Annotated in this window: 14 protein-coding genes; 10 read left to right on the forward strand and 4 right to left on the reverse strand. The window is 66.2% G+C overall.

From position 1 onward, the window contains the following. The first annotated feature begins 22 nt into the window (after nucleotides 1–22). The 4 genes from U5817_RS08835 to U5817_RS08850 all read left to right on the forward strand — a co-directional run bounded on the left by U5817_RS08835 (nucleotide 23) and on the right by U5817_RS08850 (nucleotide 2590). The gene (locus tag U5817_RS08835; RefSeq protein WP_407280471.1) at nucleotides 23–883 is read left to right on the forward strand and encodes a shikimate dehydrogenase family protein; all 861 of its coding nucleotides are present in this window, start codon (nucleotides 23–25) and stop codon (nucleotides 881–883) included. A 66-nt stretch (nucleotides 884–949) separates the two neighbouring features. Further along, the gene (gene aroD, locus U5817_RS08840) at nucleotides 950–1732 is read left to right on the forward strand and encodes a type I 3-dehydroquinate dehydratase (RefSeq protein ID WP_407280472.1); all 783 of its coding nucleotides are present in this window, start codon (nucleotides 950–952) and stop codon (nucleotides 1730–1732) included. A gap of 108 nt (nucleotides 1733–1840) precedes the next feature. Continuing rightward, the gene (locus U5817_RS08845; protein WP_407280473.1) at nucleotides 1841–2017 is read left to right on the forward strand and encodes a hypothetical protein; all 177 of its coding nucleotides are present in this window, start codon (nucleotides 1841–1843) and stop codon (nucleotides 2015–2017) included. 54 nt (nucleotides 2018–2071) lie between these two features. Further along, nucleotides 2072–2590: a sulfite exporter TauE/SafE family protein gene (locus U5817_RS08850; RefSeq protein ID WP_407281040.1), complete on the forward strand. Its 519-nt coding sequence runs from the start codon at nucleotides 2072–2074 to the stop codon at nucleotides 2588–2590. Nucleotides 2591–2593: 3 nt separating this feature from the next. Here U5817_RS08850 and U5817_RS08855 read toward each other — a convergent pair whose 3' ends face one another. The 4 genes from U5817_RS08855 to U5817_RS08870 all read right to left on the reverse strand — a co-directional run bounded on the left by U5817_RS08855 (nucleotide 2594) and on the right by U5817_RS08870 (nucleotide 5689). Further along, a complete protein-coding gene (locus tag U5817_RS08855; RefSeq protein ID WP_407280474.1) occupies nucleotides 2594–3535 on the reverse strand; it encodes an AEC family transporter in 942 nt (313 codons plus the stop codon). Nucleotides 3536–3592: 57 nt separating this feature from the next. Continuing rightward, complete coding sequence (locus U5817_RS08860) at nucleotides 3593–4114, reverse strand: chromate transporter (protein ID WP_407281042.1); 522 nt, start codon at nucleotides 4112–4114, stop codon at nucleotides 3593–3595. Between the two features lie 2 nt (nucleotides 4115–4116). Further along, nucleotides 4117–4728, reverse strand: a complete 612-nt coding sequence (locus U5817_RS08865) for a chromate transporter (RefSeq protein ID WP_407280475.1) — start codon at nucleotides 4726–4728, stop codon at nucleotides 4117–4119. 124 nt (nucleotides 4729–4852) lie between these two features. Further along, entirely contained in the window at nucleotides 4853–5689 is an 837-nt protein-coding gene (locus tag U5817_RS08870) for a sugar phosphate isomerase/epimerase family protein (RefSeq protein ID WP_407280476.1), read from the reverse strand. A gap of 304 nt (nucleotides 5690–5993) precedes the next feature. Between U5817_RS08870 and U5817_RS08875 the strand changes: the two genes are divergently transcribed. The 6 genes from U5817_RS08875 (at nucleotide 5994) to U5817_RS08900 (ending at nucleotide 12327) form a co-directional block, all read left to right on the forward strand. Beyond that, nucleotides 5994–6824, forward strand: a complete 831-nt coding sequence (locus tag U5817_RS08875; protein ID WP_407280477.1) for an IclR family transcriptional regulator — start codon at nucleotides 5994–5996, stop codon at nucleotides 6822–6824. A 60-nt stretch (nucleotides 6825–6884) separates the two neighbouring features. Then, a complete protein-coding gene (locus U5817_RS08880) occupies nucleotides 6885–8057 on the forward strand; it encodes an acyl-CoA dehydrogenase family protein (RefSeq protein WP_407280478.1) in 1173 nt (390 codons plus the stop codon). A 23-nt stretch (nucleotides 8058–8080) separates the two neighbouring features. Further along, nucleotides 8081–9610, forward strand: a complete 1530-nt coding sequence (locus U5817_RS08885) for an acyl CoA:acetate/3-ketoacid CoA transferase (protein WP_407280479.1) — start codon at nucleotides 8081–8083, stop codon at nucleotides 9608–9610. Nucleotides 9611–9625: 15 nt separating this feature from the next. Further along, nucleotides 9626–10375: an electron transfer flavoprotein subunit beta/FixA family protein gene (locus U5817_RS08890; RefSeq protein WP_407280480.1), complete on the forward strand. Its 750-nt coding sequence runs from the start codon at nucleotides 9626–9628 to the stop codon at nucleotides 10373–10375. 20 nt (nucleotides 10376–10395) lie between these two features. Then, on the forward strand, nucleotides 10396–11349 hold the full coding sequence (locus U5817_RS08895; protein ID WP_407280481.1) for an electron transfer flavoprotein subunit alpha/FixB family protein: 954 nt from the start codon (nucleotides 10396–10398) through the stop codon (nucleotides 11347–11349). Between the two features lie 141 nt (nucleotides 11350–11490). After that, on the forward strand, nucleotides 11491–12327 hold the full coding sequence (locus U5817_RS08900; RefSeq protein WP_407280482.1) for a DMT family transporter: 837 nt from the start codon (nucleotides 11491–11493) through the stop codon (nucleotides 12325–12327). Nucleotides 12328–12489 lie beyond the last annotated feature (162 nt).

The raw sequence follows: 12489 nt of genomic DNA on the forward strand, positions 1-12489 counted from the left end.
CAAACAAGGAAGGAACATTCCGATGGCAAGTACCGAAATGAATCCGCTGTCGATCTCCGGTTCGACGCTCCTTTACCCGGTCATCGGCTATCCGGTCGGCCAGGTGAAGGCGCCGACGCTTTACAACCAGCTGTTTGCGGCGATCGGCATCGATGCGGTCGTCGTGCCGCTGGAGATCGCGCCGGCCGACTTCGCGAAGGTCGGGCCGGCGCTTTTTGCCGTCTCCAACGTGCGTGGCGCGATGATCACGATCCCGCACAAGCCGGCGTGCGTCGATTTCCTCGACGAGGCGAGCGCCGCGGTGAGGGCCGCCGGGGCGTGCAACGCGATCGTCAAGCGCGCGGACGGCACGCTCTTCGGAGACCTGTTCGACGGCGTCGGCTTCGTGCGCGGCCTCAAGCGCGCGGGCGTCGATCCGCAGGGTATGCGCTGCCTCGTCGTGGGATCGGGCGGTGTCGGTGCCGCGATCGCCGTGGCGCTGGGTGAAGCCGGCGCGGCCAGCGTGGGCGTGTCGGACATCAGTACCGACAGCGCTGCGCGGCTCGCGGGGCGGCTCACGAGCTTCGGCGTGTCCCGCGAGGCCTTCGTCGCGACGAACGATCCGGCTGGCTACGATCTCGTCGTCAATGCGACCCCGCTCGGACTCAAGGAGAGCGATCCGCTGCCGGTGCCGGTCGAGCGGCTCGCACCCCGTACGGTTGTTGCTGACGTCATAATGAAGATCGATTTCACGCCGCTGCTGCTGGCCGCTCGCGAACGCGGTTGCACGATACACATGGGGCGGGAGATGTTCATCGAGATGGCGCCGCTGTATCTTTCGCTGTTCGGCTACGACGGCTACACGTCCGACGGCATCCGCGAGCTGGTCGCCTACAAGGATTGAGGACAGGGCGGGTGCGGCTTGCGCGCTGCGGTACGGCGCCCGTTTGAATTTACGAGGAATCAAGAGATGGCATTTACCCGTGCTCTGGAAGTGAAAGGCAAACCGGTTGGCGAAGGCAAGGAACCGCTGGTGTGCGCACCGCTGGTCGGTCGTGACGAGGCCGGCGTGCTCGGGGAACTCGACGCGATCGTCGCGAAGCAGCCTGACCTGCTCGAATGGCGCGTCGACTTCTTCTCCGGCATCGCCGAAACCGACCGCGTCGTGGAACTGGCCAGGGAAGTCCGCAAGAGCTCGGCGGGCATCCCGATCATCTTCACGCGCCGCTCGATCCGCGAAGGTGGCGAGACGATCGGCATCTCGGAAGAGCAGGTGCTCGAGATGTACCAGGCCGTCGCGCGCTCGGGCGCGGTGGATTTTCTTGATTACGAGTTGTCGTGCGAGCCGAAGCATTTCGCCGCTGCGGTCGAGCTCGCGCGCGAGACCGGCACGAAGCTGATTGCGTCCTTCCACAACTTCCAGAAGACCCCCTCGGCGGAGGAAATCGTCGCGAAGTTCGTGTCGATGGAGAAGGCCGGTGCGGATGTTGCGAAGGTTGCCGTGATGCCGCAGGGGCTGGAGGACGTGCTGACCGTGCTGCAGGCGACCCTGGACGGTCAGAAGAAGATCTCGCTGCCCATCATCAGCATGTCGATGGGTGCCTACGGCTCGCTTTCGCGTCTGTTCGGCTGGGTGTTCGGTTCGTCGGTGAGCTTCGCGGTCGGGCAGAAGGCCTCCGCGCCGGGACAGGTGCCGATCGAGGACCTGCGCCGCGTGCTGGACGTGCTGCAGCGCTCGCTCGCCGGAAAGTAAGTTCCGCGCCGGGGGCGCGGCGGCGTAGAATCCCGCCCCCAGTTCGAGCCGCATCGGGCCCGCTTGTGCGCGGTCGGGATGCGGCTTTTGCATTTTCCGGGGTACCTGATGACTTTCGATACCGCAGGCTGGATCGTCGCCGGCATCGCCGTGTTGCTCACCGGCATTTCCAAGTCCGGCCTCGGCGGCGCCTTTGGTGGCTTGGCCGTGCCCTTCATGTCGCTGTGGATCACACCCGCCCAGGCCGCGGCGGTGATGCTGCCGCTGCTCGTGTTCATCGACTGAATCGGGATCCGGGCGTACTGGCGCAGATGGTCAAGCGAGGAAATCCGCCTGCTGCTGCCTGCCGCCGCGCTCGGTATGCTGGTCGGGGCGGCGGTGTTCGGCTGGATGCCGGAAAAGGCGGTGAAGGGCTGCGTCGGCGGGATTGCCGTGCTGTTCGCGCTCGACCGGATCTTCGGGCTGCGCGCCCGGCTCAAACTCTCCGGCCCGCCGGGGAAGGGCGCGGGGCTGTTCTGGGGCGAGGTGTCGGGTTTCACCAGCACTATCGCGCATGCCGGTTCGCCGCCGCTGCTGGTGTATCTGCTGAATCGCGGGCTTGCGAAGGACACCTTCGTCGCGACGACGGTGATCTACTTCACTGCGGTAAACGCCGTGAAGATCGTGCCGTATGCGGCGCTCGGGCTGTTCACGTGGGAATCGCTGAAGATGTCGCTGTTTCTCGCCCCGGTTGCGCCCGTCGGCGTGTGGATCGGCCTCAAGGCGCTGAAGCGTATCCCGGAGCGGGCGTTCTTCGTGTTCGCGACGGCGATGCTGGGGCTTTCGGGCGTGAAGCTGCTGTGGGATGCGTTCGCGTAAACCTCAGCCCAGTTGCGGCTGAAGCATCCAGATCACCGCGCTCACCGAGAAGAAGGCGCTGATCGTCGCAGCCATCAGCGCGGCGGCGGGGAGTTCCTCCTGGCCGAAGCGCTGCGCGATGATCGGGAAGATGCTCGCCATCGGCATGCAGGCGAAGGCGATCGCGGCGACGTGCAGCGTCGGGTCGAGCGGCGGCAGGAGCGCGAGCGCGATGAACACGAAGAGCGGGTGGAGGACAAGCTTGCCCGCGACGATCTGCGCGATGTCGCGGCGCATGCCGCGGACCTTGATGCCGACCAGCGTGCCGCCGATGACGAAGAGAGCCACACCCGCCGCGGCGAGAGAAAGCATGTCGATGGAGTGCGCGACCGGCGCGGGCAGGCGGATGCCCAGCAGGGCAAGGGTGAAGCCCGCCACGATGGCGATGATGAGCGGGTTCTTGGCGAGCCGGGCAAAGGTCTCGATCACGACGCGATGAGCCTTCTTGCCGTCGCCGCCGCTGCTTTCGGCAAGCGCGAGCGTGAGCGGCACGATCAGCAGGTTCTCGACGAGGAAGCACAGCGCCAGTGCGATGCCGGCCGTCGGGCCGACGACCTGCAGCACGATCGGGTAGCCGATGAAGCCGCTGTTGGACAGGGACATGCCCATGCCGTGCACGACGCTGGTTTGTAGCGTCTTCTTCTGCACGAGGCGCGCGAAGCCGATGCCCGTGGTGAACACGGCGAGCGAGCCGAGCGTGTAGGCGGTAAGGTAGCCGACGTTCATGATCTCGGCGAAGGGGCGCTCGGTCAGCGCCTTCAGCAGCATCGCCGGCAGCGCGATATTGATCGCGAACTTGCCGAGAATGCGTGTCTCGCTCTTGTCGAAGAGGCCGCTGCGCACCGCGGCGAAGCCAATCGCGATGACGAGGAAGGCGGGGCCGGTGATGGTGAAAACGTCGAGCATGGGTGCAATCCGAAGGGGAGCGCGGAGAATAACACCGGGGTGCGGCGCGTCCGCGGCCTAGACGAGTCCGAAGGCTCCCGCGGCCGCGCCGGCGCCGATGTACCACAGGGGGTGCCAGCCGCGTACGAGCATGAGGCCGGTGCAAGCGAGCGTCAGCAGGATGCCACGCAGGTCGAGTCCCGCCGAAGCGCCGATCAGCCAGCCGCTCGCACACACGAGGCCCACGGCGAGGGGGGCGACGCCGGTCTGGATTGCCTCGCGCCACGGTGCATCGCGGAAGCGTTCCCAGTGCCGGTACAGGAAGAAGATCACGAGGCTCATCGGCAGGGCGATCGCGAGGGTCGCTGCGATCGCGCCGGGAATGCCCGCAACCTTCCAACCGATCAGCGATACGACCAGCAGGTTGGGGCCAGGCGCCGCCTGCGCGATCGCGAACAGGTGGGCGAAGGTGGTCTCGTCCATCCACTGGCGCTGCTCGACGACGAGGCGGTGCAGTTCGGGCAGCATCGCAGTGATGCCGCCGAAGGCAACGACGGTGAGGATGCTGAACTGCAGGAAGAGATCGGCCAGCAGCGCCATCGTCACGCCCCCGTCCTTGCAGTCGCGGCGAGCCTGGCCGCGCGGCGCGCGCGTCGCCAGGCGATGAGGCCGGTGATGCCGAGGAGCGCGAGCATCAGCGGCGGCAGCGGCAGGCGAAGGATCACCAGCGCGACGAGGATCAGCGCTGCGAAGGGTAGGTAGATCCATCGCTCGGGCACGTTGCGCGCCATCTTCAAGGCGGTCGCGAAAAGCAGTCCGGCGCCGGCGGCCGCGATGCCGCGCAGCATGTCCTGCACCACGGCGAGGTGGCCCCAGACACCGTAGGCGGTCGCGAGGCCCATCATCACGAGGAAGGGGCCGAGCAACAGTCCGGCGGTCGCGACGACCGCACCGCGCGCACCGTGGAAGCGCGCGCCGACGCACACGGCGAGATTGACGACGTTGGAGCCGGGCAGGAACTGGCACAGGCCGAGCAGGGCGTTGAAGTCGGCGCCGCTCATGAGACGGCGTTTCTCGACCAGCAGGTGGCGCAGCAGCGGCAGGACGCCGCCAAAGCCCGAAAGGCCGACGCGCGAACACGCGAGGAAGAGTTCCCACAGGCCGGGCAGGCGTGCGGGCGATTCAACGTGAGGGGCGACGGGGGAAGGTTTCATGCGGCCGGCGCTCCAAGGGCGGCGCTGCGGCACGTGGGGCAGGACTGACACCTGCCGCAGCGGGGAAGAGGTGCGCGGACGACGGCTAAGGGAAGCGAGAGTGCCGAAGCCCGCGCGGAGGAGATCAGGCGGCGGACCGGTGCAGATACTCGCCGTGCAGGCCGTTCAGATAGGCCTCTGCGGCGCGGATCGAGCGGCGCGCGCGTTCTTCCGCCGAGACGGTCAGAGCCAGCGTGTCGTTGGGGATTTCCAGCGAATACGGCATTTCCGGCAGCGCATCGAGGATGCTGCGCACGTCGATGCCCCCTTCGCCCAGGAAATTGCGTTCGCTGCGCGCAGTGTGGATGAGACCGTCGACGGTGGTCGGAATTTCGGCGGGGGCGTCGCAGACCTGTGCGAAGTGGAACCATTCCGGCGGCAGATTGCGCAATTCCTCGACCGTGTCGCGCGCACGGTCGAAGTGCAGCGTGTCGACCAGGATGCCGGCATTGGGCCGATTGACGGCGCGCACGACGGTCGCGGCGGCGGCGAGGTTCGGCGTCTCGGTCCAACTGGGGTACTCGAGGTCGACGGTCAGGTTGTAGGGGGCAGCGAGGTCGCACAGACGGCCGAAACGATCGGTCGCCCGCGCGCGGTCCGGATCGGGCAGTTGCGCCAGGATGTGGCGCGCGCCCAGCTCGGCGGCGGCTTGCAGCACGGAAACGTAGCTCTCAGGCTCGATCTCCGCGGGCATGCGGCACAGCTCGATGTCGAGCACCTTCACGCCGGTCCCGGCGAGGCGTGCCTTGACCTCGTTCATCATCGCGCGGTCGTTCTGCAGCGCGAATACGTGTTCGGTTGAAGTGACCGCGGTCAGGCGAAAGCTGACGAAGTCGTAGCCGGTTTTCGCGGCGATCTCGACCATTTCGACCGGGGACGTGGTCAGGACCGAGAGGTGTGCGAGTGAGAACTGGTGCGCCATGTCTGGACTACCTCCAAGAGTGAATACCGGGAGCGGCTGCACCGGTTTGCCGTTCTTGCATTAAAGCCTGTGACGGCGGTCTTCGCTGCGCCCGGGCCCTCAGGCAAACCGTAAGGAGCGAGTCGGTGCGACCGTTCGAATCTTTGATGTTGAAATATAGAACAGGGTTGCAAAAAACGCAAAGAAAGTTCGGCTACAAGTATTAAAAGACAGAACAGGGGTGCGCAGAACAGATTTTGCGTTGACAAAAGATGAACGAAATTCTAAAGTGGAACTGTGTTCAAGTTTATACCGGGGTGAGGCGATGGCTGGAAGTCTTCTTTCTCGTGCGCTGGGTGCACTGGAGCTGCTCGCCGAGGAGCCGCGCGGATTGCCCCTACAGGAGATCGCCGATTGCCTGGGAATGCCGAAGAGCGGTGCGCATCGCTTGCTGGCCGAGCTGAACCAGCTGCGCTACGTCGCGCAGGATGCGGACTCGGCCCGCTACCTCCTGACTACGCGTCTGATGTCGCTTGGCTTCAAGGTGCTGGGGAACAGCGGCATCGTCGAGATCGTTCAGCCCGTGCTGAACCGCCTTGCCGCGGCAAGCGGCGAGCTCGCGCGACTCGCGGTGGTCGATAACGGGCGACTGCCTTTCATCGCGAAAGCCCAGGGCGCGAAGAGCGGACTCCGATTCGACCCGGACATGGGCGGAGAGGTCGCGCTGTACTGTTCGTCCAGCGGAATGATCTGGCTCGCGAGCATGTCGGAGAACGAAGCGGTCGAACTCGTCGCGCGCCAGGGTTTCACGCTGCCCGAGCAGCGCGGTCCTAAGGTCCCGAGGAATATTTCCGAAGTTCTCGCCGGCGTTTCGGAGGCGCGTCAGCGCGGTTACGGCCGGGCGATCGAGAGCTGGGCGCCGGGGATGTCCTCGATGGCCGCGAACGTGCGTGATCCGCATACCGGCCGTGTCACGGGCGTCGTGAGCATTGCCGGGCCTACGGTCCGCCTCACCGAAGAGGCGATGGAGAAATTCGCGCCCGAACTGTTCGCTGCGGCCGACGAGCTTTCGGCCGTGAGCCCCCTTTCAGATTACCTCGCAAGCATCAATCCGACCGCAGCGCTTTCCGCCGCGGGCACCTCCCGCGCCGCCTGACGCGCCGCTTCGCCGTACCCCGGGCTGCAAGAGCGGCTCGGGCAATCCTGGAGACACGTAATGGATCTGAATCTGACGTCCGAGCAGAAGATGCTCGTCGATACCGTTCGCCGCTTCGTCGAGAACGAGCTGCTGCCGCTGGAGGACGAAATCGAGGAAACCGGCCGCCTCGCACCGGAGAAGGCGCACGCGCTGTTCGAGAAGTCGAGCGCCAACGGCCTCTACGCGATGAACATCCCTGAGGAATTCGGCGGCGGCGGTCTGTCCGCGGTCGACACGATGCTCGTCGAGGAGCAGTTCGGCCACGCGAAGGACATCCTGATTCGCCGCGCCTTCGGCAACGTGTATGAAGTCCTGCTGAAGTGCGACGCCGCCCAGCGCGAACGCTGGCTGCTGCCGACCGTGCGCGGCGAGCGCACCTGCTCGATCGCGATCACCGAGCCGAACGCCGGCTCCGACGCGGCCGCGATCAACACGCGCGCGGTCGCCGACGGCCAGGGCGGCTGGAAGATCAGCGGCGGCAAGCACTTCATCAGCGACGGCGAGTTCTCCGACTTCTTCGTCGTCTCCGCCGTGACCGATCCCGCCGCCGGGGCCAAAGGCATCTCGCTCTTCCTCGTCGACAAGGGCACGCCGGGTTTCGTGATCGGGCGCGACCAGAAGATGATGGGCCTCACCGGCACGAGCCATGTCGAACTCGCGTTCGACGAAGTCCCCGTCGGCCGGGAAAACCTCCTCGGCGGGGAAGGCCAGGGCTTCAAGCTGATCCTCGAGACGCTCGGTCGCGTGCGCCTGGCGCAGGTCTGTGCGCGGGCCGTCGGCAAGTCGGTACGCCTGCTGAACCTGATGATTTCCTACGCCCAGGAGCGCAAGCAGTTCGGCAAGCCGATCGGCGACTTCCAGCTGATCCAGCAGATGATCGCGGACAGCGTGGTCGAGATCAATGCGTCCCGCCTGCTGGTGCTGGATGCCGCGAATGACATCGACAACGGGGTCGACGCCCGCGACAAGATCTCGATGGCCAAGTTTTACGTTGCCGAGGTGCTTGGCCGCGTCGCCGACCGCGCGGTCCAGGTGTATGGCGGGATGGGCTACTGCGCGGATCTCCCCATCGAGCGCATGTACCGCGACGCGCGCATCTACCGCATTTTCGACGGCACTTCCGAGATCCACCGCGCCGTCGTCGCGCGCAGCGCGATGAAGCACGGGGAAGCGCTGTACGGAACGATCTGATCGTCCGGCAGAGGAGAACAGCCATGGCAATCAATAAATTCATGAGCGCGGCCGACGCCGTCGCGCTCGTCAGGAACGGCGACACCGTCGGCCTGATCGGCGGCGGGGGCGGTCTCGTCGAAGCTTCATGCATCTTCGCGGCGCTCGAGAAGCGCTTCCTGGAAACCGCGCAGCCGCGCAGTCTGACGGTCGTGCACGCGCTCGGCATCGGCGACAAGAAGACCAAGGGCATGAACTGCTTCGCCTATGAGGGCATGGTCAAGCGCGTGATCGGCGGGCACTGGGTGTGGTCGCCGCGCATGCAGGAGTTGGCGCGCGACGAGAAGATCGAAGCCTATGTGCTGCCGGGCGGCGTGATCGCGCAGCTCTTCCGCGAGATCGGCGCCGGTCGGCCCGGCCTGCTGACCCATGTGGGGCTGGGCACCTTCGTCGATCCACGCATCGACGGCGGCAAGATGAACAAGTCGGCGAAGGAGGATCTCGTCGAGGTCGTCGAGCTTGGCGGTAAGGAATACCTGCGCTACAAACCCTTCCCCGTGAACGTCGCAATCATCCGCGGCTCCTACGCTGACGAACACGGCAACATCTGCATGGACCAGGAGCCGGCAAACGTCGACGCCTACGCGGTCGCACTCGCGGCGCACAACTCCGGCGGCAAGGTGATCGCGCAGGTGCGCACGGCGGTGGATGTCGGCACGCTGCCGGCGCGCTCCGTGCGCATCCCCGGTGCGATCGTCGATGCGGTCGTCGTCGATCCCTCGCAGTCGCAGAGCTACGAGATCGTCTATGACCCGACCATTTCCGGTGAACGCCGCGGTCCCGTGCCGCTCGAGGCGCCGCAGCCCTTGTCGGTGCGGCAAGCCACCGCTCGCCGGGCGGCCGAAGAGCTGCGCGACGGGGCGGTGATCAACTACGGCGTCGGCGTGCCCGATGCCGTCGCCAAGCTCGTCGCCGCACGCGGCGATCTCGACCGCTACTACCAGACCATCGAGCACGGCACCTACGGCGGGAATCTCCTCGACGGCATGCTGTTCGGTTTCGCGCGCAACGCCTCGGCGATGATCGACGCGCCCTCGCAATTCGACTTCTACTCTGGCGGCGGGCTGGACATCGCCTTCCTCGGCTTCGGCGAGTTCGACCAGCACGGCAACGTCAATGCCTCCAAGCTCGGCGGCCTCACGGTCGGCCCCGGGGGCTTCATCGACATCGCGCAGAACGCGAGGAAAGTCGTGTTCTGCGGCAACTTCGACACCAAGGGTTCGAAGCTCGCGACCGGTCACGGGGAGCTCACCGTCGAGCGCAACGGCGACGTGTCCAAGCTCGTCGCGGACGTCGACCAGATTACCTTCTCCGGGCCGCAGGCGGTCGTGCGCGGGCAGGAGGTCCTCTACATCACCGAACGCGCGGTGTTCCGGCTGACCCGGGACGGCGTGGTGCTGGAAGAGATCGCGCCGGGCGTCGATCTGCAGCGCGACGTACTCGATCGCATGGGCTTCAGGCCGCTGATGCCGCAGCCGCCCCGGGTCATGAGCGCAGAACACTTCAAGGAATAAGCGGAGATTGCACGAATGAAAGTACTGGTTCCGATCAAGCGGGTTGCCGACTACAACATCAAGGTCCGCCCCAAGTCCGACGGTTCGGGCGTCGAGCTCGCGAACGTCAAGATGTCGATGAACCCCTTCGACGAGATCGCCGTTGAGGAGGCGGTGCGGTTGAAGGAGGCGGGTGTGGCGACCGAGGTCGTGGCGGTGTCCTGCGGCGCGGCAGTGTGCCAGGAAACCCTGCGCACCGCGCTCGCGATGGGCGCCGATTGCGCGGTCCTGGTCGAGACCGATGCCGAACTGCAGTCGCTGGCGGTCGCGAAGCTGTTGAAGGTCGTCGCCGAGAAGGAAGGCGTGCAGCTCGTCATCTGCGGCAAGCAGGCGATCGACGACGACGCCAACCAGACTGCGCAGATGCTCGCCGCGCTGCTGGATTGGGGGCAGGCGACCTATGCATCGAAAGTCGCCGTGAGCGGATCGAGCCTCACCGTCACGCGCGAAATCGACGGCGGCCTCGAGACCGTGCAGCTCGCGCTGCCGGCCGTGGTGAGTGCCGACCTACGTCTGAACGAGCCGCGCTACGCGACCCTGCCCAACATCATGAAGGCGAAGAAGAAGCCGCTCGACACCCTGAAGGCCGCCGACCTGGGCGTGGACGTGGCGCCGCGCGTACAGACGCTGTCGGTCTATACCCCGCCCGAGCGCAAGGGCGGCATCAAGGTCGCTTCCGTCGCCGAACTGGTGCAGAAGCTCAAGGACGAAGCCCGGGTGCTATGACCCGCGACGAGAGAATCGAGATGAAAACCCTGATCATTGCAGAACAGACCGGCGGCAAGCTGTCGCCGATGACCGGAAACCTCGTCGCCGCCGCATCGAAGCTCGGCGGCGAGATCGATCTGCTGCTGGCCGGCGACGCCGGGGTCGCCCAAGCGGCGGAAGTGGCGCGCACCTATTCGGGCGTGACCCGCGTGTTGACGAGCGAGGGCAGCGAATACGCTGGCTTCACTGCCGAGAACGTCGCGCCGCTGGTTGTTCAGCTCGCGTCGAACGGCTACACCCACGTGCTCGCCATCGCATCAGCGGCGGGTAAGAACCTGCTACCGCGCGTCGCAGCGCTGCTGGACGTCGGCATGGTGAGCGAGATCGTCGACGTGCTCGACGGCGATACATACGTACGGCCCATCTACGCCGGAAGCCTGCTCGCGAAGGTGCGCTGCGACGAGCGCGTGCGCGTGCTGTCGGTGCGCGCTACGGCCTTTGCGGCGCTGGCTGCAGGAGGCAATAGTGCGCCGGTGGAAACGCTCGCACCCACGGGAGATCGCGGCAAGAGCAAACTCGTCGGCCAGCAGCTCGCGCAATCGACGCGTCCCGAACTTGCGGGTGCCCGGGTGGTCGTGTCCGGAGGCCGCGGCCTCGGATCGTCGGACAACTTCCGTTCTACGCTCGAACCCCTGGCCGATACCCTGAAGGCTGCGGTGGGCGCCTCCCGCGCCGCGGTCGACGCTGGCTATGCGTCGAACGAACTCCAGGTCGGCCAGACCGGCAAGATCGTCGCGCCCGAACTCTATGTCGCGGTCGGCCTCTCGGGCGCGATTCAGCACCTCGCCGGCATGAAGGACAGCAAGGTCATCGTCGCCATCAACAAGGACGAGGAGGCACCGATCTTCCAGGTTGCCGACTACGGACTCGTCGGCGACCTGTTCCAACTGGTGCCGGAACTGACGCAGGCCCTCGCGGCGGCGCCGGGCTGAAACGTCGGCGCGGCTAGCAACCAGCAGCACACGCCGGGCCGGACGGGGCTGTACCCCTGCACGGCCCGCTGTCGTTCGATTCCTGGAGGTCCATTCCGCATGAACGCGTCCGCTTATCATTCTGTCCGCGGGATCCTCTACATGATGGGCGCACTCGCGTTGTTCGCGTTGCTCGACACTGTGTCCAAGACGCTGGCGTCCCGCCATCACGTCGCGGTCGTCGTATGGGGGCGCTACTTCGCGCACTTCGTGATCACCCTCGCGGTCTTCCTGCCGCGCTACGGCACGGCACTCTTCAAGACCGCCCGCCCGGGCCTGCAGATCGTGCGCGGCCTGACGCTGGCCGGCACGACGGGCGCCGTCGTTAGCGCCTTCCAGCACATGCCGCTTGCCGAAGTCACCGCGCTCGTCTTCGTCACGCCCTTTCTCGTGTCCATCCTCGCGGTGAGCTTTCTCGGCGAGAAGATGCCGCTTTGGCGGTGGATTCCGGTCGCGGTGGGTTTCGGCGGCGTGCTGCTGATCGCACGCCCGAGCGGTGATGCCTTCAACGTCGGCGTCGTTTTCGTGCTGCTCGGCGCGTGCTGCTACGCGGTGTACCAGATCCTCACGCGCAAGCTCGCGGCTGTCGACCGCTCGGCGACGCAGCTCTTCTATCCGGCCCTGGTTGGCGCCGCCGCGACCTGCGTGCTGTTGCCGCGCTTCTGGGTTGCAGGCGCCCTCGACCTGCGCGAGTGGCTGCTGGTGGGTTCGCTCGGCGTGCTCGGCGCGAGCGGGCACTTCCTGATGATCCTGGCGCTGCGCGCCGCTCCGGCCACCACGCTCGGCCCCTTCACCTACGCGCAGCTCGTGTGGGCGACGCTCCTCGGCTGGCTCGTGTTCGGCGATTTCCCGGACCGGCTGTCGCTGATCGGGATACTGATCATCGTCGGCTCGGGAGTCGTCGTCGCCTATTCGGAGCGCTACGGGAGAAAAGCCTGATGGGCTTTCCGGATAAGTGAGGAGGTGTTGGCACAACGGGTTACCTAGAATCCCCAGGCCACGCTTATTGCGGATGTCCGTCGCCGTCGACGAGTTGCGCTCGCCAGCATGGTCGGGGACGCGATTCGAAAGCCCGGGGCAGCGGCCGGGAAAGGCTCGGAG

This window comes from Aromatoleum evansii, assembly GCF_045689615.1.
GTDB lineage: Bacteria > Pseudomonadota > Gammaproteobacteria > Burkholderiales > Rhodocyclaceae > Aromatoleum > Aromatoleum evansii.